The 26,716-nt window shown below is 40.5% G+C and carries 21 protein-coding genes and 1 pseudogene; 18 read left to right on the top strand and 4 right to left on the bottom strand.

Annotation, left to right across the window (positions count from 1 at the left end; all coding sequences use genetic code 11):
• Positions 1 to 49: 49 nt before the first annotated feature.
• A complete protein-coding gene (locus ACM0OX_RS15545; protein ID WP_414515901.1) occupies positions 50 to 1,090 on the top strand; it encodes an alpha/beta hydrolase in 1,041 nt (346 codons plus the stop codon).
• Between the two features lie 12 nt (positions 1,091 to 1,102).
• The gene (locus tag ACM0OX_RS15540) at positions 1,103 to 2,224 is read left to right on the top strand and encodes an alpha/beta fold hydrolase (protein ID WP_414515929.1); all 1,122 of its coding nucleotides are present in this window, start codon (positions 1,103 to 1,105) and stop codon (positions 2,222 to 2,224) included.
• On the opposite strand, the gene ACM0OX_RS15535 is transcribed toward ACM0OX_RS15540, so the two are convergent.
• Positions 2,207 to 3,276, bottom strand: a protein-coding gene (locus ACM0OX_RS15535) for an ISKra4 family transposase (RefSeq protein WP_414515900.1) whose coding sequence is annotated in 2 segments (ribosomal slippage) — positions 2,207 to 3,120 and positions 3,120 to 3,276 — 1,071 coding nt in all. Because the reading frame shifts where the segments join, the coding sequence is not laid out codon by codon here. The genes ACM0OX_RS15540 and ACM0OX_RS15535 overlap by 18 nt on opposite strands.
• Before the next feature lie 115 nt (positions 3,277 to 3,391).
• Here ACM0OX_RS15535 and ACM0OX_RS15530 point away from each other — a divergent pair.
• The 15 genes and pseudogenes from ACM0OX_RS15530 (at position 3,392) to ACM0OX_RS15460 (ending at position 23,704) form a co-directional block, all read left to right on the top strand.
• The gene (locus tag ACM0OX_RS15530; RefSeq protein WP_414515927.1) at positions 3,392 to 3,580 is read left to right on the top strand and encodes an HNH endonuclease; all 189 of its coding nucleotides are present in this window, start codon (positions 3,392 to 3,394) and stop codon (positions 3,578 to 3,580) included.
• 239 nt (positions 3,581 to 3,819) lie between these two features.
• Positions 3,820 to 4,650, top strand: coding sequence for a PD-(D/E)XK nuclease family protein (locus ACM0OX_RS15525; RefSeq protein ID WP_414515898.1), 831 nt, complete (start codon positions 3,820 to 3,822; stop codon positions 4,648 to 4,650).
• A gap of 63 nt (positions 4,651 to 4,713) precedes the next feature.
• Complete coding sequence (locus tag ACM0OX_RS15520; protein ID WP_414515896.1) at positions 4,714 to 5,358, top strand: GNAT family N-acetyltransferase; 645 nt, start codon at positions 4,714 to 4,716, stop codon at positions 5,356 to 5,358.
• A gap of 181 nt (positions 5,359 to 5,539) precedes the next feature.
• On the top strand, positions 5,540 to 7,591 hold the full coding sequence (locus ACM0OX_RS15515) for an amylo-alpha-1,6-glucosidase (protein ID WP_414515894.1): 2,052 nt from the start codon (positions 5,540 to 5,542) through the stop codon (positions 7,589 to 7,591).
• A 123-nt stretch (positions 7,592 to 7,714) separates the two neighbouring features.
• The gene (locus ACM0OX_RS15510; protein WP_414515892.1) at positions 7,715 to 7,921 is read left to right on the top strand and encodes a hypothetical protein; all 207 of its coding nucleotides are present in this window, start codon (positions 7,715 to 7,717) and stop codon (positions 7,919 to 7,921) included.
• Between the two features lie 359 nt (positions 7,922 to 8,280).
• A complete protein-coding gene (locus tag ACM0OX_RS15505; RefSeq protein WP_414515890.1) occupies positions 8,281 to 9,714 on the top strand; it encodes a sensor histidine kinase in 1,434 nt (477 codons plus the stop codon).
• 206 nt (positions 9,715 to 9,920) lie between these two features.
• Positions 9,921 to 10,049, top strand: a pseudogene (locus tag ACM0OX_RS15500) (ATP-binding protein); the annotation flags it as partial.
• Entirely contained in the window at positions 10,046 to 10,720 is a 675-nt protein-coding gene (locus ACM0OX_RS15495) for a response regulator transcription factor (protein WP_094351405.1), read from the top strand. The pseudogene ACM0OX_RS15500 and the gene ACM0OX_RS15495, both read left to right, overlap by 4 nt.
• Positions 10,721 to 10,776: 56 nt before the next feature.
• Positions 10,777 to 10,989: a CopG family transcriptional regulator gene (locus ACM0OX_RS15490; RefSeq protein WP_414515887.1), complete on the top strand. Its 213-nt coding sequence runs from the start codon at positions 10,777 to 10,779 to the stop codon at positions 10,987 to 10,989.
• Between the two features lie 282 nt (positions 10,990 to 11,271).
• Positions 11,272 to 12,582 carry a hypothetical protein gene (locus tag ACM0OX_RS15485; RefSeq protein WP_414515885.1) on the top strand — a complete coding sequence of 437 codons (1,311 nt, stop codon included), beginning with the start codon at positions 11,272 to 11,274 and terminating at the stop codon, positions 12,580 to 12,582.
• Positions 12,583 to 12,836: 254 nt separating this feature from the next.
• Positions 12,837 to 17,570 carry a response regulator gene (locus tag ACM0OX_RS15480; protein ID WP_414515883.1) on the top strand — a complete coding sequence of 1,578 codons (4,734 nt, stop codon included), beginning with the start codon at positions 12,837 to 12,839 and terminating at the stop codon, positions 17,568 to 17,570.
• Between the two features lie 208 nt (positions 17,571 to 17,778).
• Positions 17,779 to 18,414: a hypothetical protein gene (locus ACM0OX_RS15475; protein ID WP_414515881.1), complete on the top strand. Its 636-nt coding sequence runs from the start codon at positions 17,779 to 17,781 to the stop codon at positions 18,412 to 18,414.
• A 111-nt stretch (positions 18,415 to 18,525) separates the two neighbouring features.
• Positions 18,526 to 20,706, top strand: coding sequence for an OmpA family protein (locus ACM0OX_RS15470; protein WP_414515880.1), 2,181 nt, complete (start codon positions 18,526 to 18,528; stop codon positions 20,704 to 20,706).
• 50 nt (positions 20,707 to 20,756) lie between these two features.
• Positions 20,757 to 21,281 (top strand): Rab family GTPase, encoded by a 525-nt coding sequence (locus ACM0OX_RS15465; protein ID WP_414515878.1) that lies wholly within the window; start codon positions 20,757 to 20,759, stop codon positions 21,279 to 21,281.
• Between the two features lie 5 nt (positions 21,282 to 21,286).
• Positions 21,287 to 23,704 (top strand): ATP-binding protein, encoded by a 2,418-nt coding sequence (locus ACM0OX_RS15460; protein ID WP_414515877.1) that lies wholly within the window; start codon positions 21,287 to 21,289, stop codon positions 23,702 to 23,704.
• Positions 23,705 to 23,724: 20 nt separating this feature from the next.
• On the opposite strand, the gene ACM0OX_RS15455 is transcribed toward ACM0OX_RS15460, so the two are convergent.
• A complete protein-coding gene (locus ACM0OX_RS15455; protein ID WP_414515875.1) occupies positions 23,725 to 24,153 on the bottom strand; it encodes an ATP-binding protein in 429 nt (142 codons plus the stop codon).
• A 149-nt stretch (positions 24,154 to 24,302) separates the two neighbouring features.
• Between ACM0OX_RS15455 and ACM0OX_RS15450 the strand changes: the two genes are divergently transcribed.
• Positions 24,303 to 25,493, top strand: a complete 1,191-nt coding sequence (locus ACM0OX_RS15450; RefSeq protein WP_414515873.1) for a SpoIIE family protein phosphatase — start codon at positions 24,303 to 24,305, stop codon at positions 25,491 to 25,493.
• Positions 25,494 to 25,535: 42 nt separating this feature from the next.
• On the opposite strand, the gene ACM0OX_RS15445 is transcribed toward ACM0OX_RS15450, so the two are convergent.
• Together ACM0OX_RS15445 and ACM0OX_RS15440 are read right to left on the bottom strand one after the other, a co-directional pair.
• Positions 25,536 to 25,862: an STAS domain-containing protein gene (locus ACM0OX_RS15445; RefSeq protein ID WP_099099412.1), complete on the bottom strand. Its 327-nt coding sequence runs from the start codon at positions 25,860 to 25,862 to the stop codon at positions 25,536 to 25,538.
• 73 nt (positions 25,863 to 25,935) lie between these two features.
• The gene (locus ACM0OX_RS15440; RefSeq protein ID WP_414515871.1) at positions 25,936 to 26,649 is read right to left on the bottom strand and encodes a PIG-L deacetylase family protein; all 714 of its coding nucleotides are present in this window, start codon (positions 26,647 to 26,649) and stop codon (positions 25,936 to 25,938) included.
• Between the last annotated feature and the right edge of the window lie 67 nt (positions 26,650 to 26,716).

Below are 26,716 nucleotides of genomic sequence, written 5' to 3'. Positions count from 1 at the left end.
CTACAATTACTACTGATCAAGCAACAGTGTTAGATCAATTAACTTAACAGTGCCATCTCAACAGATTGTTTACAAGTTATTAAAGGAGAATGTCATGGTTGCTCAAGCAAACTCGCAAACAGCAAAAATTCTGGAAGTTGCCGATGATCCACGTCTTTCCAAAGGAGTAAAGGAATTTTTGAAAGTGCTGAATTCAGGGGGTGTGGCGCTGGAGAAACTCACTCCAATCGAAGCACGTCAAGTTCTTGCGGATGCACAAGCTTCTGTTTCAGTAGACCTTTCAGGCATTGAAGAATCCGAAAAGACGATTACTGCTGATGGTTATTCAATTACCCTCAATATTGTACGACCTGAAGGCGTCAAAGGCACATTGCCTGTTTTCATCTTTATTCATGGTGGTGGTTGGGTGCTGGGTGATTACCCAACACACAAGCGCATGGTTCGCGATCTGGTTGTGCTTTCAGGGTTTGCAGGTGTCTTTGTCAACTATACTCGCACGCCAGATGCTCAGTACCCACAGGCAATCAATGAAATTTATGCTGCTACCAAATGGGTTGCCGAGCATGGTGAGGAGATTGGGGTGGATGGCAAGAATTTGGCAGTCGTTGGCAACAGTGTCGGCGGCAACATGACAACTGTCACTGCTTTGAAAGCGAAAGAAAAAGGAGGGCCACACATCAAGCTGCAAATCCTGATGTGGCCTATTGTAGATGCTGATTTTGAAACGAATTCTTATCACCAATTTGGCGATCAGCGTTTTCTGACAGTACCAACGATGAAGTGGATGTATGATATGTACATCGCTGATCCAGAAAAGCGCAAAGACATCCATGCTTCTCCCCTACAGGCGACGCTTGAGCAACTCAAAGGCTTGCCTCCAGCATTAATTGTGGTTGCAGAGAGCGATATTTTGCATGACGAAGGCACAGCCTACGGACGCAAGCTCGATGAAGCTGGGGTCGAGGTGACAACGGTGCAGTACAACGGTATGATTCATGACTTCGGACTGCTCAATGGTTTAGCCGAACTGCCACAAGTCCGCTCTCTATTTGTTCAAGCTGCTGCCCAATTGAAGAAATATCTGCAATAGGATGTTCCCTACCTGCGGGGACATGGATCAACCAGTTTTCTCAACAGCGCCACACCACGCTCCGGGCAGCAAGCCGCGATTGGTGTTGATGCGATCGCCTTGATGGATGCATTACAGCTGAACCGTGCTGTGCTTGCTGGCTATGACTGGGGTGGACGAGCCGCTTGCGTTGTTGCGGCTCTTTGGCCTGAACGATGCACAGGTCTGGTGTCCGTCAATAGCTACCTGATCCAGGATATTGCTAAAGCAGGGTTGCCACTTTCACCCGCGATCGAATCTGGTATCTGGTACCAATATTATTTCCAGACCGAGCGCGGACGCGCCGGATTGACGGCTAACAGACGTGAGATTGCAAGGATTCTCTGGACTCGCAATTCGCCGAACTGGCACTTTGACGAGGCAACGCTCGATCAACACGCCAGCGCCTTCGACAACCCCGATTATGTGGAGGTCGTCATTCATTCCTACCGCCATCGCCTTGGACTTGCTGCTGGCTATCCCATGTATGAGGAACTTGAGCAGCGACTCGCCGCGCAACCGACCATTACGGTGCCGACGATCACGCTGGACGGGGACGCAGATGGTGTTGTGCCAGCAACCGATGGGAAATCGACGACAGCGAAGTTTAGCGTTTTGGATGTTGACATTAGTAAATGCTTCGACCGCATTAATCACGATGTACTTCTCAAAAAATTAAATACCTATCCAACCTTACGAAGACAAATTCGAGCTTGGCTAAAAGCTGGTTTTATGGATGGGAAAAGTCTGTTCCCAACCGACGAAGGCACACCACAAGGCGGGGTGATATCACCTCTTCTTGCGAATATTGCCTTACACGGACTAGAGGAATTGATTATGGGATTAGCCCCAAAATTCGACATGAAGCGACCCGATAATACTCAAATGAGTGTCAGAGATAAGCTGAAATCGATTTCATTAATCAGATACGCAGATGACTTCGTGGTAGTTCATCAGAATTTAGAAGTCATAAAACTGTGTAAAACAGAGATAGAGAAGTGGTTAAGTGACATTGGGTTAGAACTAAAACCGAGTAAAACAAGACTTGCCCATACCCTGAACAAACTAAAAGACGAAGGGGAGCATCCCAGTTTTTATTTAGCGAGCAAAGATTAATCCATTGAGATAAGCACAACGATGAGCTAAGACTTGAGGAACGTTATCAGATTTCCATTGTGCGCCAGAAATTTTGGTTCGACGGTCAATCTGTTTAACAGTAGACTCAATAGCACCAGAACCAATGGAACAGATTTGTTCTGCTTGATAATATTGGTAATTGACAATCCGGTGTCGATGTTTCTCAAGGTAAGCACAGAAATTCAAAGCTTGTTTTAGCTGACAGTCAGCAAAAACAGCGATAGCATCATCAACTTTTCCTTGCAAGAGTTGGGTTTTAGCCTGATTGAGCCGTTGATTAGAACCGCCAATCTTATGTAGGTTTTCCATCAGATGAAACCAATCAAGTACCTCCCGACGTTGGTGTTCAGGAGCAAAATCGCGGACAATATTCCAAATACCATCATGGCCATCGCCAAGACAGGTCAAGATAGGAGCAAGTGATTGGCTTTTGACCCAATCAATTACAAGACTATTTTCTTGAAATGAGGCAGCAACCGCCTGTTTTTCATGTAAGCAGGTAGCTTTATAACCCTTCCAATCACACACTTGTCCCTTGATTGTACGAATGCGGATATTTCCCCCATCCACACTCAATTCCTCCAAGGTTGATTCTACTTGCGGTAATTCAAAATTTTGACGATGTACTAGTCGTTGCTGCACACTTTTTGATACTTCTACACCAGTTAAATATTCAATATCTTCTGCCGCACGTTGATACGATACCGACGCGCTAATTCGTAAACAACAAGCTTCTAGATATGGACTCAATTGATTATGGGGTCTAATTTCTAGCTTTTGTGCTTGAGAGTTTGTAATTGGCAGTTCTCCAATAATACTTTTTATCTTTCGTTTATATCCGCTGCTTTCTCCTGTGGCATTTTCGATAAAAAAACCCCTACTTCTAGCATGACATATTCCTGCATTTGAGAGCGTACTACTTCTTCTATTTTTGCCAAACTTGTGAGTTGCTCACTCGTAGTACTTTTGTACAGTATCTTTGCTATTGCACGAGAATATTCTTTTATCTGTTGTTCTTCTTCAGGAGTCATTGATACACCTAGTCTTGATGACTTTATTATCCCTTCCTGATGTCCCCTTACTTCCTGACTTCCGTTTTCTGTAACAAACCTTCCCAGTTATTTATTTGTTTTGGAATAATAAAAACTGGGATGCACCCTATGCGCTCACTGCTATAACTACTTCACAGATGGAGATTCGATTGAAGTTGACCACCGTGTTCCTACATCCATTGGTGGACGGAACTCATACGAGAATTGGCAACTACTCCATCGACATTGCCATGATAAAAAGACTGCCCTTGATGGTAGTCTCGGTAAGAAATTAGCACATTAATAGTGTTAAACCTAAGCCACCTGTGGAACCCGTAAACTAACGGGGAAAACGATATGTTGGCAACGACGTACTGATGACAACAGCCGTTTTACTGAGGAGCGGAATGATGGGAAACTATCACGTTCCGTTTTGGAGAGCAGTGAAGGGGGTAACTCCTTCACTGACTTTAATTACCTGTTTTTTACAGATACTCTACCAAAGGTGAGTTGCAGATTATAATTTACTTCTAAAATAGAAGAATGCTGTCAACTCCCACTCAACTATTGCGACTATCTCAAGGACAACTTAACTTACTAGAAACTTGTCCGCGTAAATTTCAACATACCTATCTAGAAAAACTCAATTCCCCCTCAAATCCAGAACAAGAAGAACGGCAAACTTTGGGTAGTCGTTTTCACTTGCTAATGCAACAGCGAGAAATGGGTTTGCCAATTGATAGTTTCCTGCAAGCAGATGCTCAACTGCAAAGCTGGATGCTAGGTTTTGCTGATGCAGCGCCAGAAATCTTAACCACTGCATCTGATAATCAAACTTTCCGTGAAAGCGAACACTACCGCACTTTGCAAGTTCAGGATTATTTGCTCACAGTTATCTATGATTTATTGATTGCAGATAACCAACAAGCTCAAATTCTCGACTGGAAAACTTATCCTAAACCACCCAATAAACGCAAGTTAGAATCAAACTGGCAAACACGGCTTTATCTGTATGTATTGGCAGAAACTAGCGACTATTTGCCAGAAAATATTTCTATGACTTATTGGTTTGTTCAATCTGAGGGTAAACCGCAAAATATTAAATTTAATTACAGTACTGCTCAACATACACAAACAGGAAAGAAACTTAATCAACTATTAAGTCGGTTAACTCATTGGCTGGAAAATTATCAAAATAACCAGCAGTTTCCCCAAGTGGTGGAGGGTAGCAAAACCTGTGATTATTGTCAGTTTGCCAAACGGTGCGATGCCCACGGCGGTAAACTACGCACACAAGCTACTAAAGAAGCAATGAAAGACTCATTGCCAAATTTTGACAGTATTCAAGAAGTCTCACTCAACCCTATAAATTAGAGGATGTTTGTAAAATCCAATCGGGGTATAAAGAAGCTATAACTTTTAAATTTATGTAAATTTATGTCAACCTTTGACGAAACTGAAGCAATTTATGTGCGCGAATTAGGAATTGATGACATTGCTGCCGTTTACCACTTGGGAGAAGGGTTATTTACCAGTGATTTATATCCTTATTTATACCGCACCTGGGACGAATGGGAGGTAATTGGACTTTACAACACCGATCCAGAATATTGTCTTGTGGCTGAAACAGAGGGGGAATTAGCAGGATTCGTTTTGGGAACGATCATCACCAAAGCATCCTGGACTTATGGATATATTTTATGGCTGGGAGTTAGTCCAAAATATCAGCGTCGGGGAGTTGCAGACAAGTTGGTTGATAAAGTCGTCGCTCGGATGATTGAAGATGGGGCGCGGTTTATGCTGGTAGACACTGACCCCACCAATACTTCAGCATTAAAGTTTTTTAACCGCAAAGGTTTTGGTAATACTCGCCAGCATATTTTCTTGTCGATGAATTTAAGCAAGCACGAATATTATGGCAGATTAATTGATTACGAACACCAAAAAGCTGAAAGAGCTGGTTACAAGCGATCGCGTCCAGCAATTCGTGCCCGGAAAGCTGATAGTGTTGCTAATGAAGTCGTCCTCAATCCTCTAGTGAATGAATCTCAAATAACTGAGGATCAATCCCCAATCCAATAAAAGCTAGAGTAGCCCTTTCAAGCTGGGTAAAATTTTGGGGTAATAATTTCTCTTTTCTCCGTGTTCTCTGCGCCTCTGTGGTTGAATAAATTACTTTTAAACCGCAGAGGTATAGAAAACGCAGAGAGAAAAGCATGATGGCGATTGTTAATTTTGAATTTAGAGCAAAGTGGCGTGACTTATGTGTATAGAATTTGGGCGGGAAATCTGCGGCAATCTTGACATTGCAGAATCGCGGGAGTGGTTAGTTACTAACGGTATTGGTGGTTACGCCTCTGGGACTGTGGCTGGTTTGTTGACTCGCCGCTATCACGGACTACTGGTAGCAGCATTAAAACCACCTTTGGGTCGCACTTTAATGCTGGCAAAACTAGATGAAACTGTATTGTATGGCGTTAGCCCAGCTCCTCCGCAGGAGGCTCGCTCTTATTCTCTAGACACCAATCGTTGGGCTGATGGTATTGTCAGTCCCCAAGGTTATCAAAATATTGAACGTTTTTCTCTGGAAGGTACAATTCCTGTATGGTCTTTTGCTGTTGCTGATGCCTTATTAGAAAAACGGGTGTGGATGCAACAAGGCGCGAACACAACTTATGTTCAATATACTTTGCGTCGTGCCACTCAACCGCTAAAGTTGACGCTCAAAGCAATAGTCAACTACCGCGATTATCACAGCGACACTCAAAGTAATGGTTGGCAAATGTCTGTTGAGGAGGTAGAACAGGGGATTTGTGTAACTGCTTATCCGGGTGCTGTACCACTATATCTACTGAGTGATTCACCTAAAGGCGATGCCTACGGCGGCAAGCTACGCAACGCTTCGCGCCCTAGTGTATCTGTTGTCCACGATTGGTATCATGGTTTTGACTTAGCAGTTGAACGCTATCGGGGATTGAGAGATAAAGAAGACCACCTCCACGCCGCCACCTTTGAAGTTACACTGAATCCTGGGGAAGCGATCGCCTTTGTAGCCAGCACAGAAAAACAACCAAATCTCAACGGTGAAGCTGCACTCAAGTTACGTCGCGCTCAAGAGCAGAAGTTAACAGGATTTTGGAAAACTAATCGACCCCTGAAAACTAAGGAATCACCTAGCTGGATCGACCATCTAGTACTAGCTGCTGACCAGTTTATTGTCGATCGCTCATTACCAGAAGACCCCTACGGCAAAACCATCATCGCCGGTTATCACTGGTTTAGCGACTGGGGACGCGACACGATGATTAGTCTACCTGGTTTGACAATTTCCACTGGTCGTCCAGAGGTAGCACGCTCAATTCTTCGCACTTTTGCCAGATACGTAGACCAGGGAATGTTACCTAATCGCTTTCCCGATGTGGGTGAGCAACCAGAATATAATACAGTCGATGCCACTCTCTGGTACTTTGAAGCAGTCCGCGCCTACTACAGCGCTACAGATGATGATACTTTGCTTGGTGAACTCTTTCCCATACTTGCAGACATCATTGATTGGCACTGTCGCGGTACACGCTACAACATCCATCTTGATGCCGCCGATGGCTTACTTTATGCCGGCGTTGCAGGCGTACAACTGACCTGGATGGATGCCAAGGTTGACGATTGGGTAGTTACACCCCGAATTGGCAAACCGATTGAAGTTAATGCTCTCTGGTATAATGCTTTACGGACAATGGCAAAGTTTGCCCGTCAACTTGGTAAACCACACCAAGAATATGAGGCAATGGCAGAGCGTGCCAAGTATAGATTTTCTCGCTTCTGGAATGACGAGACTGGTTATTGCTATGACGTTTTAGACAGTCCTGATGGTGATGATGCGGCGTTACGTCCTAACCAAATATTTGCTGTGTCATTACCAGAAAGTCCGCTTACACCTACCCAGCAAAGGGGTGTGGTGGAAGCTTGCGGGCGATCGCTGCTGACTTCTTATGGATTGCGATCGCTTTCCCCCGATCGTCCTCAATATCAGGGAGAATACGGTGGCAATCAGTATCAACGTGATGGAGCTTACCACCAGGGAACCGTTTGGGGTTGGTTGTTGGGGCCGTTTGTGTTAGCACACCTGCGCGTCTACAAAAATCCTGAGCAGGCTCGTCAATTTTTGGAACCAATGGCTAATCATCTGACTGCGCACGGTGTTGGCAGTCTCAGCGAAATTTTTGATGGTGATGCCCCGATGACTCCACGGGGATGTATTGCCCAAGCGTGGACAGTGGCAGAGGTTTTACGTGCTTGGTTGGCAACAACGAGTTGATACGCCGAACCGTGCTCTATCTACAAAGTCGATTTTGTCAAGAATTTTTAAGAAATTAACATCCTTCAGAAAAGGAAAGACGTAATGCTGAAGTAATCCTCAAAAGTTTATAGACACGCTATAGTGTCGCTCTCGTCTGCTTATTTTCAACTTGCGATCGCACTTTGGAATGGCGAAGATTCAATTCTCAAAGAAAGAATTTTTAGTCTAACTGGTAGCGAAGTAAATCATGGGGAAGATGTTAAATTAATCCAGCAATTTTGTGAATATGAAGCACAGTATCAAGAACCAGAAATAGAGAAGGATAAAGACGCGATCGCTTTAACATAACAACATCTAAATCTAATTCTAATTCTCTCTAAGGAGTGAAAAGGCTTGTTGTTACTACCCTGCCTCGCAATCAATTTCGAGGATTAAAAATTTTAAGGTAATTCTCAGCAGAAATTAATTTAATTACTAGTAAATGCATTTAGATTATTATTAGACAATAATTCGCAGATTTGAGATGGCAATTAAATAAAAAGTTTAGCAATCTTTTTGTAATGGCTGCACTTTTCCCTGTAAGTATGCAACAGAGGTAAGTTCAAATCAGCTATAACTAAAGATGTAGTGGTTAACAATAATTTGATATTCAGCAGTCTTCTTTTATTGATCGAGCCTTATTAAACACCTTCAGCGCAACCGGAACAGTGAAGCAAATCATAAAAGTTGGGATAAATATAGATCCATTTTCCTTACAGTCACGCCTCACGGTTGGTATTGCAACATTTTCAGCTTTAGTATTAGGTAGCTTTGCTACATGGACTAGTTGGAAAATGCAGCAAATTTTAGTTGATAGTCATAAATATAATATAGAAAAAATTGCCAAGCGCTTGCCGCAAGATGTGCAAATTTATAGTGAAATGATGCGACCTGAAACTGGATTGCAAAAAGCTATTAATAATTTGGCAAGTACTAACACATTATTATGGCTAAAAAGTCCCGATTATAAAATTATAGCAAAATCTACCACTTTGGATTTATTATCTGATACTACGGTAGGTGAGTTAATGACCCTGACTAAGATGCCGATTAAACCACAAGTTTACAAAGTGAACCAAAGCTATTTTGTTTTATGTGGTAGTTCTGTGCAAGTGCAGGGTAAGTTATTGGGTGAGTTATTTGTAGTCAAGGATATTACCCGCGAACAGAGAATGTTTGTGGTAATGGTGCAGAGTTTAGGTATTACTAGTATTTTGGCAATTATTGTTTTAACTGCTGCGATCGCATTTTATATTAAGCGTTCTCTGCAACCTCTGCGTCAGCTAAATCAAATGGCTTCTATGATTTCTGCTGAAGATTTAGGACAAGCGCAGCTATATCTTGATAATGCACCCAGTGAAGTTAAAGAATTAGCTCAAACTTTAACCATGCTGTTATCGCGCCTTTCCCAATCATGGGAGCAAGAGCGAGAATTTGTGAGTAATGTTTCTCACGAATTACGCACACCTTTAACGATTGTACATGGATATTTACAAAGCGTCTTGCGAAGGCAGAATAACTTAACCCAAACTCAACAAGAAGCTTTAGAAACTGCGGCATCGGAAGCTGAACGCACAATTCGTCTGCTACAAGATTTACTTGATTTAGCACGTGCAGATAGTGGATACCTATATTTTCAAATGAAATCTTATGTGCTGAATGACTTGGTTGAAGAAGTTGTCATGATGGCAAAAAAATATAGCGATCGCACAATTACAATCGAGTCAGAAATTTATCCCATTGAGATCAAAGCAGATTATAGTCGCTTTAAACAAGTGTTATTAAATTTAATTGATAATGCCATTAAGTATTCTGACGCTGATTCACCCATAAATTTTAAGTTAAACCAGCTTCAAGATCGGGCTATTATTCAAGTTTGTGACAAAGGTTATGGCATTCCTTTACAACAGCAAGCACGGATATTTGAGAGATTTTACCGTGTAGATGAATCTCGCTCTCATAATACTGGGGGTTGTGGTTTGGGTTTATCGATTGTTAAGACTCTTGTAGAAGGTATGGGAGGTAGTGTCAGTGTGGAATCAAAGTTAGGAGAAGGGAGTGTGTTTACAATCAATTTACCTACATATAGTAGTTCTATCTGATTTGTAAAATTTGAAAGACTCAGATCCCCAGTTTATTGATTTGATTGCAGACATAGTACAGATGACAGAGAAATTTGGCGTTGCTGAATTCCAGGATGAAAATGATTTTGCGTGATTTCATGCCAGAAATTTAAGCATCGGGTAATCTATTTGGAAGTCACCCCGTTTCCTGTGAGAATAAAGGCAGCCCTCGTTTAACTGGCAAAGCAGATTTGGGTTTATCGATTGTGAAACACCTAACCGAAGGTATGGGAGGCAAAATTGCCATCCTTTCAAAGCCAGGTTATGGTAGCACTTTTATTCTCACATTAACTGCTTTAGGAGCAAAAATATGACAGCACATATACTTTTGGTGGAAGATGAAGTCAAACTGGCGCGATTTGTCGAATTAGAACTTAATAGCGAAGGATACCGGGTAAGTGTCGCCCATGATGGCATCGCGGGCTTGACTCTGGCGCGAGACTCATCACCAGATTTAGCGATTCTAGATTGGATGCTTCCAGGGTTGACAGGTTTGGAAATTTGTCGCCGTTTGAGAACAACAGGCAGTACAGTACCAGTGATTTTGTTGACAGCAAAAGATGAAGTGAGCGATCGCGTCGCCGGATTAGATGCAGGAGCCGATGATTATGTAGTTAAGCCATTCAGCATTGAGGAACTATTAGCTAGAATTCGCGCTCATCTCCGGCGCACGCAAGAAACAGACGAGGATTTGTTGCAATTTGAAGATTTAAGCTTAAATAGGCGCACTCGTGAAGTATTTCGGGAAAAACGAAGCATTCAGTTAACAGCAAAAGAATTTGACTTATTAGAATATCTCCTTTCACATCCCCGTCAAGTATTTACTAGAGATCAAATTTTAGAGAAAGTTTGGGGTTACGATTTCATGGGTGATTCTAATATTATTGAAGTATATATTCGTTATTTGCGACTTAAGTTAGAAGAAAATAATGAAAAACGTTTGATTCATACAGTCCGTGGTGTAGGCTATGCACTACGGGAGTAATCGTAATAACGTGGTGATTTCGAGAAAAAGCAAAATATTGAAGATCCAAAAAAATTATGAAGAAAAAATGGGCTGTTAAACGACTGACAGTAAATCTCACAACTGAGGAAATGAAGAAACTTGAACAATACTGTACTCTCACAGGAAGACCAGCAACAGATGTAATTCGAGAATTGCTCCGAAGTCTTGAGGTTGACAATGCTGAAAACTCTGAGATAGGAACAGCAGACTCGAAAATCACTGTTGGCATCTCGTCAAAATCACACTAACTATCGACTCGAATATAGCGTTTCCTATCAGAATGAGGTACAACTTAACCTCACCCCCAACCCCTTGATAACAAGAGGGGATTGGGGGTGAGGTTTTAATATGTACTTCATGCACCTGGGAACTTTCATATCCCGCCAAATAAACGCTTTTACGCTTTTTGCCTTTCCTATGTCTTAACAAGCATCGATTATGGGCATCATAATCCCAGTCCGAATACATCAGCTAGCAGCCAGAAAACTATTTGGCAGCAAGTTTTTCATTTATAAATATAGTATCAACCGATGGTATATAGTTTTAGACCTTATCTCTTTGTTTCTCGATATAGTTTGTACGCTGTATTTCTTTTGGGATGCCTACAGATTCAGTTGGGAGTAATCTGTAGCGTAGGTATTTGGGTATTATCAGAAGCTAAGTTACAAGCAGCCCAAGCACATCAGACCTGGAAATCACCTTCAGAATTGACCAAGCAAGTCACCACAATAAATCCTGAGTCAGCAGAGCAATACTCAAAACCACTCCCCTATCGATTAAAGCCAACACCTATTTTGATGGCAGCACCCGAAAACTTCAATCCTGATTTGCGATTACCACCATCGCTACCCAAACCACCACCGCTACCTGAACCACCACCGCTACCTGAACCACCACAGCAGAATTCTAGCCCACCAACAACTGCCACCGAAGCAAAAACGCCGGATGCAGTTCTGGAAAGTATTCATACAGACTATCACTATGAGACAGACAACTTTGGTCAAACTAATTTTTTCTTAGAACCAACAGTTCAGTTTCGATTGAGAAATGGCAATAAAATATTTTTCAAGACAGGTTTTAACTTCTTTGAGCAACGCGGTGTTGAATCAATTACCAATTTTCCCTTGCAAGTTGGATGGCAAGGCAAAATTGGACAATTGACTCTACAAACAGCAGCCGGAGTCGATGTGTTCAATCGTTTACCCACAGCGATCAATCTCAATGTTAAGGTGGATGCTCCCATTTCGCCGCCGCGAGTTTCGTCATCAGGTCGATTGCTATCGGCAGTAATAATATCAGGTAATTTAGAACAAGGGCCCTCTAAATCCAATGCTCGAACTTTAGACAATCAAATTACTGCTTGGCGATTTGGGCCTGATTTATACTGGCAGATTGACCGTAATACCAGCTTATTTTCGTCATTGCGTTTGGGTAATTACAACGATGGTAATTCTGAGGTGCAGTCTTTTAGTAGGTTAGAGCGCAAGTTCGGACAATTTTCTTTGGCAGCTAACTTATTCACTTGGAGTTTTGATCGCGATTTAGAACGCACAAGTGGTTATTTTTCTCCACCAGATTTCTTAGTTTACAACGGTGAGGTAGCTTGGGAGGGAGATATTGCTCAATTCTTACGCTGTCGCTTTGCTGCCAACTTAGGAAGGCAGCGACTTAAAGGAGAATTTGACAACGCCAATACTTATCAAACGCGCTGTACGGTAAAACTGTCGCCCAGTATAGAAGCAGACTTGGGCTATAGCTTTAGTAATGTCCGCAATCAAGAAACCGGCGGAAGCGCCTACGGTGGCAATTCCTTCACAGGACAGTTGCGGGTCAAATTTTAACAAAAAAGAATTCAGGAGTCAGAATGGGCTAAACGCCCCGCTACCGCTAACAGGAGTCAGAATTCAGAATGAATATAAAATCAAGTGCGCTATATATTTTTGATTTTTTGATTTTCTTCAAATTATAAACTTTGACTATCAAAGTCTTCTTAATTTTAACTTCTAACTCCTAACTCCTAACTCCTAACTCCTAACTCCTAACTCCTAAATTCAGAATTCTGTTTTTAAAATCCAAAATGGTATAAGGCTGGAGAATGAAAGCACCATTACCTGATAACGAAACACAGCGAATTGAATCTCTTTTGCAGTATAAAATACTCGACACTCCTTCAGACGCAGCCTTTGACGACCTCACCCGTTTAGCCTCGTATATTTGTGGAACTCCCATTGCCTTAATCAGTTTAATTGATACTAATCGTCAGTGGTTCAAGTCAAAAGTTGGTTTGGATGGTCTGGAAACACCCCGCGATTTGGCATTCTGCGCCCATGCTATTCTGCAACCTGAAGTTTTTGTTGTACCTAATGCCACAGAAGACGAAAGGTTTGCGACAAACCCGTTAGTCACTTCTGACCCAAATATTCGGTTTTATGCTGGTGTCCCGCTGACTAACCCTGAAGGATATGCACTAGGAACACTTTGTGTAATCGATCGTGTACCAAGAGACCTCTCTCCAGAACAACTTGAAGCATTACGAATTCTCGGTCGCCAGGTAATTAAACAACTAGAAATGCGGCGCACTTTAGCAAGTTTGGTATTGGCAAGTGATACACGCAAACAAGCCCAGAAGGGACGCAAACAATTTTTTCAAAAGATAGCCGGAGGGTTTGGGTTAGCATCGGCAATTTTAGTTTTGATTGGTGTGATTTCTTATCAAAATACACGCATATTGATTGATAATAATAATCAGGTACAAAAAACCCAAGAGAAAATCAATAAACTAGAAGAATTACTGTCCGAGATAAAGGATGCTGAGACTGGACAACGCGGTTACATCCTTACTGGACAAGAAAGTTATCTAGAACCTTATCAAGCAGTAATTGGAAACATCGATCGCAAAATTGTAGAACTGAAAGATTTAATCGCAGATCAACCTAACCAACAAAAGCAGTTCACAACTCTTGAATCTCTGATAGCTGCAAAACTTGCCATACTCAAGCAGACTATATACCTGCGTCAAAATCAGGGATTTGAGGCGGCGTTGCAGGTAATCCAGACAAATCAAGGAAAACATCTCATGGATGATATCCGCAAGATCGTCCATGAGATACAAAATCAGGATAGAGGGTTACTTCAACAGCAGTCACAAGCTGCAAAAGCCAGTGCTAACAACACAGTTTTGACACTGGCGATCGCTATTTGTTTAAGTTTTTTGATTCTGGCTATAGTCTACTACTTTATTTACTGTGAAGGAAAAGAGCGGAAATTAACAGAAGAAATACTGAATCAAGAACGCAGTTTTATTTCAGCAGTCCTTAATACAACCAGCGCTTTAGTAATAGTTCTTGACCCAAAAGGGCAAATCGTTCGCTTCAATCAAGCTTGCGAACAAATTACTGGTTACTCATTTGATGAGGTGAAAGGAAGGCATTTCTGGAACCTGTTTCTACTTCCTGAACAGGTAGAGCCGGTTAAAGCAGTTTTTGAGCAGTTGCGATCTGGTGAAGCGCCCAAAGAATACGAAAACTATTGGGTAACTAAGGATGGCAGCCGGCGGCTGATTGCCTGGACTAACACCACCTTGAAAGACTATGAGGGGCACGTTGAATATATTGTTGCTACAGGTATTGATATCAGCGATGTCTTTGAGGAACTTCGCTTACGCCAACGAACTGAACAGCATTTGAAAGCAGAGTATGTTACAACCCGTGTCTTGGCAGAGTCAACCACAATTAATGAAGCCATGCCCCAAATCTTGCAAGGAATCTGCGAAAGTTTGGGATGGGATTTAAGTGAATTTTGGATGCTAGATCGGCGAGCAAATCTACTGTCTTTGCTAAATTCATGGTATAAAATCTCCTTCGAGATGCAAGAGTTTGACATCCTCAGTCGGCAGATTACGTTTACACCAGGAATTGGGCTGCCTGGTCGTGTCTGGGCTAGTCTTGAACCTGTTTGGATCGCTGATGTCATTCAAGATCGGAGTTTCATCCGCTCTCAAATGGCTGCCCAAGCAGAACTGCACGGAGCTTTCGGTTTTCCGATTCGTAGCGGTAAAAAAATCATCGGTGTCATTACCTGCTTTAGCCATGAAATCCAGCAAGCTGACCCAGATTTGGCAAAAGTCATGAATTTGATTGGCGAGCAAGTAGGGCAGTTTATTGAGCGCAAGCAGGCAGAAGAACAACTCCAACGTCAAAACTTGCGATCGCAACTATTTACTGAAATCACCCTCAAAATTCGTCAGTCTTTGCAAATCAAAGAAATTCTCCAAATCACTGTCACCGAGGTACAAAAAATTCTCCATAGCGACCGAGTTTTGATTTATCAGCCTTTGGCAGATGGCTCTGGAGCTACCATAGTTGAGGCAGTAATTTCTGGCTGGCTGGCAATTAAAGATAAAGAGCTAGTCGATGCTTATTTTCTAGCTGAATACATACAGCAGTACTATTTACAGCAGTACCGACAAAAACCGAATCTAGGTCTTGCTGACTTGGATATAGCAGAAGTCCAAAAAAACCATCTTGAATTACTGCAACAATTTGGAGTCCAGTGTAATTTAGTCATACCCATTCTTGTCAAAGAAGAACTCTGCGGTTTACTGATTGTCCATCAGTGCGGCAGTTCCCGCCAATGGTCTAGCTTTGAAACTCATCTTTTACGGCAAATAGCTGACCAAGTAGGTATTGCCTTAGCCCAAGCCCAAATGTTAGATGCAGAAACTCAACAACGACGAGAACTCGAAATTGCTCGTCACCAAGCTGAATTAGCTTCTCAAACCAAAAGTGCCTTTTTGGCCAACATGAGCCATGAAATTCGGACTCCGATGAATGCTGTATTAGGCATGACAGGCTTAATGCTAGAAACTCCTCTAAATTCCGAGCAACGGGATTTTATGGAGACAATTCGCATTAGTGGCGATGCTCTGTTAAGCCTGATCAACGAAATTTTGGATCTGTCCAAACTAGAGGCTGGGGAAATGGCACTAGAAACTCTAGATTTTAACTTATCTACCTGTGTAGAAGAGGTGTTGGAATTATTGGCTCCCTCTGCCCATCATAAGGGATTAGAAATTGCAGGATTAATTTACAGCAACGTCCCTACCCACCTCCAAGGCGATGCTGGCCGTCTGCGGCAAATTCTTATGAACCTGATTAGCAATGCGATCAAGTTCACCAGCAAAGGAGAGGTAGTATTACGAGCAGAATTGCGATCGCTTTCCCTGACTACAGCCACCATCTATTTTGCGATCTTAGATACCGGTCTTGGCATTACTCCTGAAGATCAATCCAAACTCTTTAAGCCATTTACCCAAGTAGATGCTTCCACCACCCGTAAATATGGCGGCACAGGTTTGGGATTAGCTATCTGCAAGCAACTAGTAAGCTTGATGGGAGGAGAAATGGGCGTAGAAAGTCGCTTGGGGAAAGGATCTAAGTTTTGGTTTGAAGTAACTTTTGCCAAGCAACTTGACTCTATTTCCTTAGAAGGCGAACGCGAACTTTTGGTCAATCGCCGCTTGCTAGTGGTGGATGATAATGCTACTAATCGCAAAATTATCTACCATCAAGCTACCCGTTGGGGGATGCTGGTGGATCAGGTTGCCTCGGCTAGTGTTGCTCTCAAAGCTATTCAGGAAGCTGCCAAGCAAAAAAAATTCTATGACATAGCTGTGATTGATATGCAGATGCCAAAAATAGATGGCATGACTTTAGGAGAACAAATTAAAGCAAATTCAGCGATCGCTGGGCTACCTTTAATTATGCTTACCTCTACTAATCAACGCGATGAAATTCAACGAGCGCTAAAAATAGGATTTGCGGCTTATTTAGTCAAACCTATTAAGCCATCGCGGCTCCTCGATACCATTATGACTATTTTAGGAACACAGATGCAAGAGGAGTCTGAAGTCAAAATTCAGGAGTTAGAAGTTAGAAGTCAGGATTTAAAACTGCAAAATTCTGAAAACAACCTCAACTATTATTCTTCTAGTTTGCAGCTTCCACCTCCTAACTCCCACAAATTAAGAATTCTCTTAGCCGAAGATAATTTGGTGAATCAGAAAGTCGCTTTGAAGCAACTCAAAAGCCTGGGTTATAGTGCTGATGTTGCTGGGAATGGGAAAGAAGTTTTGCAGCTATTAGAAAAAATTCCCTACGATTTAATTCTGATGGATTGCCAAATGCCAGTTCTCGATGGTTTAGAAACCACAAAAGAAATTCACCGTTGGCAAGAAAGCTGCTTTGCTAGTGGTTATCGTCCGGTGGTAATTGCAATGACAGCTAATGCCATGAGAGAAGACCAACAAATGTGTCTAGATGCCGGAATGGATGACTATTTGAGCAAGCCAGTAATTAAAGAAAATTTGGCGGCGACGCTAGAGCGTTGGGGAAATGCGATCTTCGAGGTAAAAGAAACAACTGCCACAGAGCAAACAGTTTCTACAACAGATGTCGGTGCAGTTAACCTCCCAATTGATTGGGAACGCTTACACCAACTATCGGAAAACAACCCAGAATTTGAATTGGAACTACTGCAAATATTTGTTGAGGATATTCAACCTCGTCTAGAGTTAATTAAAATAGCGATCGCAGCTCATGACTTTGAGCAAATAATACTCCAAGGTCATCAAATTAAAGGTTCTAGTGCCAATATGGGAGTTACAACCATGCATCTGGCAGCAGAAAAACTAGAACAACTAGCTTATAAGCAAGAGCGTCGAGGTTCTAGTAACTTAATCGTAGAGTTAGAAGACTTTATTAAACGCATCCAAGAGTTTTTGAACTGTAAAGATAGTAATGCCACAACCTTAAATAATAATATTTATTAAAAAATTAACTGAAGCATTTTTTCTGAGTAAGTTATAAAAAACACTCTCATTTTCTATATTACAGATAGAAATTGTAACCGATTGGGAATAATAACAAAGTACATTCGGTGAGTTAGCTACATCATCAGCTAAGAATTTCTAGCCTAAATGTCAGTTAAATGCATCATCTATTATTCCCAATTGATTCCCAAAAAGTGAGGTTTTCCTAATGAGTCAGATGAGTAGAGACGATGTACGAGAAAGACTTGGTAATATCGATCAGATCCGCGATATTATTCTTGGAACACAGCTAAGAGAGTATGAAAATCGATTTAGCAAGCTGGAGTCAGATATATCTCTCCTGCAACAACAGACGCGATTGCATGTCGAGCAACTCAAGTCCAACTTTTCGGCCGAACTAAAAGCGGGATTTGAGTCGCTGGATAAAAAGCTGAAATCACTGAACCTCGCAACTCAAGAAGAAACTCTTGACTTACGGCAACAGGTTGATAGACTTAATAAAAAGTTCTCTAGCAGCGTTCAGTCGCTTGATGAAACCTTAGATAGCCAAACTACCTCGATTCGAGATGAAATCTTTCAAACTAAAGTCCAATTACAAGATGATGTTACGGCATTACGGGATCTGATTTTAGAAGAAATAGATCGACGTTTCTCACAGTTGACAGACACGAAAGTTTCTAAAGACGATATGGCTGAAACTTTGTTTGCCTTGGGAATGCGTTTGAAAGAAACTGAATTTATTCCTAAATTACGAGAAGCAGCCAATGAACGCAGCGACGAATATACTGCTGTACCGCTCCTAGAAACTACAAAGTTGTCAAAATTAAGTGTTAACTCACTTTAATAGTACAGCAAAATTGCATTCATAATAAAGTCAGAAAGTCAAGAGAGATGAAGGAGATAATGACTCCAAACTCATAACCCCTAACTCAGCACTCTAAGAAGGATAACTCAGGTGGAAAATTCGGTTTCTCAATCTGTTGAGTTGAAGTCAGAAACAGCTGTACAGCTTGACAATTTGCTGCATTTGCTTATCGATCTCAAAATTATCGAATCACCTGAGCAATCTCCTTTATTACCATCAGAAACTAATAATAGTAATGAGTATATTCCAGAAGAAATTGAATTACTGCAACTTCCTCCAGTGACATTAGAAGTATGTGAAGCTTATTTAGAGTCTGATTTTAATTTTCCTCAAGATATATCTAATTACTCACAAACTACTCAAGAAGAATTAGAAGAATCTATTGAAATATTTACAGAATTTGAGGAAAAATTAGACAACTCAGAAGATGCATTGCAAAAATTACGGGAGATATTAGTCGGATATGAGCTAACAGAAATAAACAATATTACAGATAAGTTGGAACAAAAATTAACAAAAATAGAGCATCAAATTTATGACCCTAAAGAGCTAATAAATCTACTACTACCGTGGATTTCTGAACTTTTAAGGCTGAAGATTACAGAGTCGAGAGAGGAAATTGTCCAAATAATCGCTCCGATCATTGATGAGACTATCCGCAGTCGCACTGAACAAGATAAAGTTAGCATGAGTACAGCGATCGCACCTGTAATTCCTCTAGCTATTTCCCAGCAAATTATTATAGCTCCAGAAGAAGTTTCAGATGCGATCGCTCCGGCAATGGGACGAGCCATAAAAAAGCAAATTGAAATTGAGCAGAATATTGTGGTGGATGCACTCTATCCAATTATTGGTAGTACCATAGCCAAATATATGGCAGAGACAATCCGTGCCATTAACCGACAAGTTGAAGAAACCCTTAGTGTTGAAGGTGTTAAACGTAAAATTCGTGCCAAGCTACAGGGAGTTTCGGAAGCAGAATTAATTCTTAAAGAAGCTCTGCCATTTACAATTCAAGCCATTTTCTTGATTCATAAAACATCTGGTTTAGTTATCTCAGATATTCAGCACTCTCATGTAGAGCAGCTAGAGGCTGAAATGGTAGCTGGAATGCTGACAGCAATTCGTAGCTTTGCCAATGATTGTATCAATCAATCTGGAAACATAACAGAATTAGATGCAATTGAATATGGAACATCAAAAATAATTTTAGAAGTTGCAGGATACTGTTATTTAGCGATTGTTGTACGAGGAGAGCCAAGCAAAAACTTTATTTGGAAAATGCGGCAAGTATTCAGCACAATTGTTAAAAAATATGGTGATTTAATTGAGAAATTTGACGGCGATCCAGATTTGGTTCCTATTGAAATTCATACACTTCTTGAAGAGCTAAAAAATTCAGGTATTCAGGATAAAAAGAAAGCGAAAATATCGCCAATACAGCTAGTAGTTTTAACAGTTATCGCTACCATTTTCATTCCTTGGGGTATTTGGCAATACCGTAGTGGAGTTATACATTCCATTGAAAATCAAACTTCGTTGGCTCTAACTTCTGTTCCAGAACTAGCCGTATATCGGCTCACTGTACAAGTAGAACACAACAAAATAAAACTAACAGGACGATTACCTAATCAACTTCTTCGCCAGAAAGCCGAGCAAACTGTTAAAATCACCTCTCCTAATTGGTTGATTGACAATCAAATTTTATTAGTAGAAGTACCAGCAGATCCCGTATTAGCTGCTGCTGAAGTCAAACGAGTCACAGCAGTTTTAAATCAGACTAACGATATAGCAATTTCCGCTCAATATATCGCTGGTAAAGTAGCTGTTGAAGGAACTGTTAACCGAATTGCAGATGCTCAGATTATTGCGAATGCATTTGCGCAAATTCCCGGTGTAAAATCTGTGTCTAGTGCGGTGCGAGTAGAACCCCCACAGATTGAAGTTCGATTTTACTTTCAACCCGACTCAGCGAGTTTAATGAAAGCAGATACAGCACACAAGATTCAACAGGTTAAGTTTTTCCTTAATCAGCACCCAAATAAGCATTTAAAAATCATTGGTTATAGTGACCGTACTGGCGCGAACAAATCTCAAAAATTGGCACTGGCGCGAGCAAAGGCTGTACAACAAGCACTGATTAAATTAGGCATCAAGCCATCTCGCCTACAGGTCATTGGGAGGACAAATTTACCACCAGGAATTGATGTAACTCAACCCTTGTGGTTAAGCCGCTGTGTCGCTCTCGAAGCGATCAACAAGGAATTTTAAGTTTATAGTAGTTATGATTTTGATAAAATATTCTCTACTTTCCTGCAACTATGTCTACAATCTCTAAAAAAATATGCTTATTTGGTGATTTTGGTGTTGGTAAAACTAGTCTAATTCGCCAATTTGTAGAGTGTCAGTTTAGTGATGAATACCTTTCAACTGTAGGAGTAAAAATCTCTCGTAAATTGGTTTCTGTTTCCGAAAAAGACCCACATTTTGAACAAAAGTTACAGTTAATAATTTGGGATATTGAAGGTAGTAATAAGTTTAAAGCAGTTGCTAAAAATTATTTTCAAGGTTCTAAAGGTGCTGTAATAGTCGGTGATGTGACACAAGCAGAAACGCTCAATCATATCCATGAGCATGTTCAAACTTTTTTAGATGTTAATCCTAACAGCTATATTGTTGTTGCACTGAACAAATCAGATATGATTGCTGCCGAATATTTAGACAAAATTCGGCAGATGTATCAATTCACTAATCAAGCTAATATATTAGACACTTATATAACTTCAGCTAAAACTGGCAATAATGTTGATAAAATATTTCAAGCTTTAGCCACTCGTTTAATTTAATTAAGATGAATTCATTTTTTACAAACCTATTAGCTGTATGTGGTATTGAATATTTGATAATTGATGAAAACTTCAAGATTCTAGAGATGTCTTTGGGATTAAATCATTTTGCCGATATTCTTAATGAAGTAAAGCTAGGTCAGGATGTTCGGATTGTGTTTCCAGAATTAGAGGGACTGGAAGATATTTTTGATGCAATTCTCCAGGGAGAACAAGATAATTTTGAATTAAAAGGAATTATGCGATCGCAAGATATGGCTTCTCCTTTATATATTGATATTCGTATTACTAATAATCTCCAAGAAGACCATTCTAGGAATCGACTAACCATTGTTGTCGAAGATGCGACAGAACGGATGGTGCTTGAGCAATCTTTATTTCAAGGTGCAAATGAAGCAAATCTTTTATTACGCAACTTAAAGGCTTCTAAACAATACATTGACCAAATTGTGACATCAATGGCGGATGCCTTGTTAGTGACAACGCTATCAGGCGAGATCAAAAAAATGAATTATGCCGCACAAATCTTATTGCAATACAACGAAATAGAACTGATCGGTCAACCGATCGCAAAAGTTATTGGAGAAGCCAATAAATATCCATTGATAATTGATGATATTGATATATCCCACAGTCAAGACATAAATTTTTTAGTAAAAGAAGTAGAAACCGTTTGTTATACCAAAAGTGGTAAAACCATTCCAATAGCTTTTTCATCCTCAATTGTCAAGACAGAAATTGAACATTTTCAAGGTTATGTTTACATTTTGCGAGACATGACTGAACGAAAGCAAGCAGAACTGGCTAAACAGGAATTCTTAGCGATGATTAGCCATGAAGTTCGGACTCCGATCGCATCGGTAATTGGTATGGCCGGTTTGTTGCAATATACTGAATTAACTGCTGAACAGCAAGATTTTGTTGAAACTATTTACACCAGTGGAAATTCCTTACTCAAAATTATTAACGATTTCCTTGACTTCTCCAAAATCCAATCGGGTAACTTAGAACTCGAAGAGGAACCTTTTGCTTTACGAAATTGCATTCATGAGACTCTTTATCTACTTGCACCTACAGCTAGAGAAAAAGGTTTAAAACTCACATTTTTAGATAGTCCTCAACTTCCGACTACGATTGTGGGGGATATCACCAGACTGCGCCAAGTCTTGATTAATTTAATCAGTAATGCGATTAAATTTACCGAAACTGGAAGTATAGAAGTTTCAGTTATAATCCGCAAGAATAGCGATATTAATCATTCTGCTGCAAATCCTGACGAAATTCAGTTTAGTATTAAAGATACAGGCATTGGAATTCCACGCGATCGCCTAGAGCGTTTATTTAAAGCTTTCAGTCAAGTTAACTCCTCCATTACTCGACAGTATGGCGGTACTGGCTTAGGTCTTGCTATCTGCAAGCAACTGTGCGAGTTAATGGGTGGCAGAATTTGGGTTGAAACTGAACTGAATGCAGGTAGTACATTTTACTTTACGATTGCCGCTTCTGTTATTCCAGAGGAGTCAGCAGGAGCCAGTGTGGTCTTCTCTCAACAGGAGATACCAAAAGCGATCGAGTCCCCCAAAGTGGAGCAACTGGCATTCAGAAGTCAGGAGTTATTAAGCGTCCCCCCGTCTCCTGACCTATATAAATTAAGAATTCTTTTAACTGAAGATAATCTGGTGAATCAGAAAATAGCCTTGAAGCAACTCAAAAGTCTAGGCTACAGTGCTGATATCGCTAATAATGGAAAAGAAGCGTTGCAACTATTAGAAAAAATTCCTTATGATTTAATTCTGATGGATTGTCAAATGCCGATGCTCGACGGTTTAGAAACCACAAAACAAATTCATCGTTGGCCAGAAAGCAGCTTTGCTAGTGGTCGTCGTCCTGTAGTAATTGCAATGACAGCTAATGCAATGAAACAAGACAAACAAATGTGTTTAGATGCTGGAATGGACGACTATTTGAGCAAACCGGTGATGAAAGAAAATTTGGCTGCGACGCTAGAGTATTGGGGAAATGTAATATTCAAGGCAAAAGAAACAGCTACCACAGAGCAGACTGTTTCGACAACAGATGTCGGTTCAGTTGAACTCCCAATTGATTGGGAACGCTTGCATCAACTTTCAGAAAATAACCTAGAATTTGAATTAGAACTACTACAAATATTTGTTGAAGATATTCAACCTCGTCTAGAGGCCATTAAAATAGCGATCGCAGATTGTAACTTTGATCAACTAGCCCTTCAAGTCCATCAAATTAAAGGTTCTAGTGCCAATATAGGAGTTACAACCATGCATCTAGCAGCAGAAAAACTAGAACAATTAGCGATAAATCAAGAGCGTCGAGGTACTATTAACTTAATTGTAGAGTTAGAAAATTTTATTAAACGCATCCAAGAGTTTTTAATCATGAGTAAGTAGTTCCTATCTCCCTATTCCAATCATAGGCATTTTTTGTAATATTTCATAATAAATAAACAGTAACGATTATCTGCCGTCGGCTCATAACTTAACTTGTCGGCAATGGCAGACATGATTTTTAAACCCCGCCCGCGCTCTCGATCGTTATTCTCAAATTCAGATGTTTGCCGTAATTTCTGCTCTAAATCAAAGGGCTGTCCTTGAGAGCAAATGCGGATTTCTATAGATTCATCTAACCGCACAGCTTCTATCTCAATAGGAGTTTCAATAGGCAAATTTTTGTGGGCGTGTTCAACAATGTTAGTAAAGCCTTCCATCAAAAGTGTTTGACATTGCCACCACATTTCTTGATCGGGAATAGGTGGTTGATTCATCTGCTCGAACCAAGACAAAACTTGAGGTGAAGCTGTCAGGTCTGTATTGACTTTGAGATAAATTTTCTGATTCACTTCTTAACTAAGAAAATGTTTTTAAACATCATATTCGTTAATTAGTTTATTTAATTTGAGTATTTTTACTATACATTAAAAACTAAATTGCATATAACTTAAATTAAAGCAACTATTTACCGAACATTTTACTTAATAAATTGTAATCTATGTTTAAAATTCTGGTTATTGATGATGACCCGACAGTACGAGCTGTACTGAAAACTACACTCCAAAGGCAGGGTTATGAGACTACTGTAGCCAGCAATGGCGAAGAAGGAATTAGACAAGCACAACTGCTACATCCTGCCCTGATTATCTGTGATTGGATGATGTCACAGGTAGATGGGCTAGAAGTGTGTCGTCGAATTAGAACAGATCCAGAGTTGGCAACTACTTTTTTTATTCTATTGACGGCTAGGGGAGCAGCTCGAGGAGAGGAGGAAGATAGAGTTAGGGGACTTGACGCTGGAGCAGATGAGTTTATTTCCAAACCAATAGAGATGAATGAATTGAAAGCACGAGTAAGAGCAGGACTAAGGTTACACCAGCTAAATCAGGATTTACAAAGTCAAAAGCAAGCTTTGGAGACACTAAATCAGGATTTGCAAACTCAAAAGCAAATTTTGGAAGCAGAATTGTCTGAGGCCGCTGATTATGTGCGATCGCTTTTACCCTCACCGCTTGTAGGATTGGTAACTACAGAAAATCTGTTTATTCCTTCAGCACAGCTAGGTGGTGATTGTTTCGACCATCATTGGATTGACGAAGATCATTTGGCAATTTATTTGTTAGATGTATCAGGTCATGGGGTAGGTTCAGCCCTCCTATCGGTATCGGTGTTGAATGTTTTGCGATCGCAATCTCTACCAAACACTAACTTTTGTCAACCAAGTGAAGTCCTAAAAGCTCTCAATCATGCCTTCCAAATGAGTAAGCACGGTGATAAATACTTTACAATCTGGTATGGAGTTTATCACCGCCTTAAACGTCAACTCATTTATGCCAATGCCGGACATCCACCAGCTTTACTGTTATCTAATACCTCCACGAACAACATCGAAGTTAAACAGCTAACTTCTTTAGATTTACCAATTGGCTTTTTACCGGAAGTTCAATTTGAGGATGCTGTTTTCGAGGTCAAAGAAAACAGCACTTTATACATTTTTAGTGATGGTGCTTATGAAATTAATCAGTCAGATGGTAAAATCTGGGGGATCGATGCTTTCATTGAATTACTAACCAAATATAGTCAGAAACATACTTGCAACCTCAATCAACTATTAGCAAAGATTCTCACCTTAAATGCTCAAGACAATCTTGATGATGACTTATCTTTAGTAAAAGTGAATTTTGGTTAGAATAGTCAAATATGTATAGTTAAGTTTGGATTTGATAAGAGATTATTGTGTTGCCAATATTTGGCGGTGAAATTCATCTTTGTCAGCAAATGTTTGAAAAATCCTATCCATTTTAGTTAGTTCAAACAACATCCTGACTTGATCGCTTATCGAACAAACAAACAGTTTAGCATTAGCAGTTCGTACCATTTGCATCGCTGATACTAAAGCACCTAAACCAGAGCTATCAATAAACTTTACTTCTTTCATGTCGATCAACAAAATATCGGCCCCGTTTGCTAGCATACCTCTAACTTCACGACGTAGTTCGTTACCTCTAATACCATCTAAAATCCCAGATATTTCTAGTACTTTTACACTCAAGTTCATAGTTTTATTTGCCTATTGGATAGTTATATTTTGGCATTGACTTCATGCAAACTGCAAGAGATAAAGTCCACAATTAGTTTTGTTTTAATACTTGCTGATTACTATTATTTGCTATAGCAGTAAAAAAGCTAGCGTCAACCCATTGCCGAGAAATTTCAAAAGCTTCAAAATAGCCGTCTTTTTGACCTAACTCTCGCGCCCAAAAGCGAGACAGAACAAGTATGGCATCAAGTTGCATAAATGCTTTATTTAACTCTGATTCATAACAACCGATGGCTGCGACTTTTTCCTCAATTACAGAGGTAATATCTACAAAAAAGTTGGGTTCAAAACCCCGCAAAAAAACAGGTGGTGCTGAATACCATAAAGGGATATTTTTGCGGGTAGCAACATTAGAAACTGCGATCGCACACACTTCATGATCTCTATGCCCATATTTTTCAGGTTGTGGTGCGTGAGTAATAATCAGATCGGGTTGCCAACGTCCAAGAGCTTCTTCAGTAACTTTAATCACTGCTTGTGTTGAGAAATTACACTCCTCAAGAGCATGAAACTCGTAAGTTGCACCGATGATTTTACCAGCCGCATCTGCTTCTTGATGACGTGTACCCTTAACAGGCGAACTAGAAAGACCACCATCAGTCAAAATTAAGCAATGAACATTCCATCCTGCTTGAGACATCAAACTGAGAGTACCAGCAGCAGGTAGAACTTCATCATCAGCATGAGCATAAATTGTTAAGACACTTCGCTGACCAAAGTTTTTTGAGTCTGAATGAGTGTTCATAGCTGTTTTCTTTCTAGACTGGATTTATAAGTCAGTAGTCATTCTTCCTTCTGCTCCTCCTCTTACT

Source organism: Nostoc sp. PCC 9305 (assembly GCF_963920915.1).
Classification (GTDB): domain Bacteria; phylum Cyanobacteriota; class Cyanobacteriia; order Cyanobacteriales; family Nostocaceae; genus Nostoc.
The sequence above is the reverse complement of the archived record's forward strand: the minus strand, read 5'-3'. Positions and strand labels throughout refer to the sequence as shown.

Coding starts and splice junctions, on each gene's coding strand:
- ACM0OX_RS15525 (WP_414515898.1), top strand. CDS start 3,820: ATGCTGTCAACTCCCACTCAACTATTGCGACTATCTCAAGGACAACTT.
- ACM0OX_RS15520 (WP_414515896.1), top strand. CDS start 4,714: ATGTCAACCTTTGACGAAACTGAAGCAATTTATGTGCGCGAATTAGGA.
- ACM0OX_RS15515 (WP_414515894.1), top strand. CDS start 5,540: ATGTGTATAGAATTTGGGCGGGAAATCTGCGGCAATCTTGACATTGCA.
- ACM0OX_RS15495 (WP_094351405.1), top strand. CDS start 10,046: ATGACAGCACATATACTTTTGGTGGAAGATGAAGTCAAACTGGCGCGA.
- ACM0OX_RS15490 (WP_414515887.1), top strand. CDS start 10,777: ATGAAGAAAAAATGGGCTGTTAAACGACTGACAGTAAATCTCACAACT.
- ACM0OX_RS15485 (WP_414515885.1), top strand. CDS start 11,272: ATGGTATATAGTTTTAGACCTTATCTCTTTGTTTCTCGATATAGTTTG.
- ACM0OX_RS15480 (WP_414515883.1), top strand. CDS start 12,837: ATGAAAGCACCATTACCTGATAACGAAACACAGCGAATTGAATCTCTT.
- ACM0OX_RS15475 (WP_414515881.1), top strand. CDS start 17,779: ATGAGTCAGATGAGTAGAGACGATGTACGAGAAAGACTTGGTAATATC.
- ACM0OX_RS15465 (WP_414515878.1), top strand. CDS start 20,757: ATGTCTACAATCTCTAAAAAAATATGCTTATTTGGTGATTTTGGTGTT.
- ACM0OX_RS15460 (WP_414515877.1), top strand. CDS start 21,287: ATGAATTCATTTTTTACAAACCTATTAGCTGTATGTGGTATTGAATAT.
- ACM0OX_RS15450 (WP_414515873.1), top strand. CDS start 24,303: ATGTTTAAAATTCTGGTTATTGATGATGACCCGACAGTACGAGCTGTA.
- ACM0OX_RS15445 (WP_099099412.1), bottom strand. CDS start 25,862: ATGAACTTGAGTGTAAAAGTACTAGAAATATCTGGGATTTTAGATGGT.
- ACM0OX_RS15440 (WP_414515871.1), bottom strand. CDS start 26,649: ATGAACACTCATTCAGACTCAAAAAACTTTGGTCAGCGAAGTGTCTTA.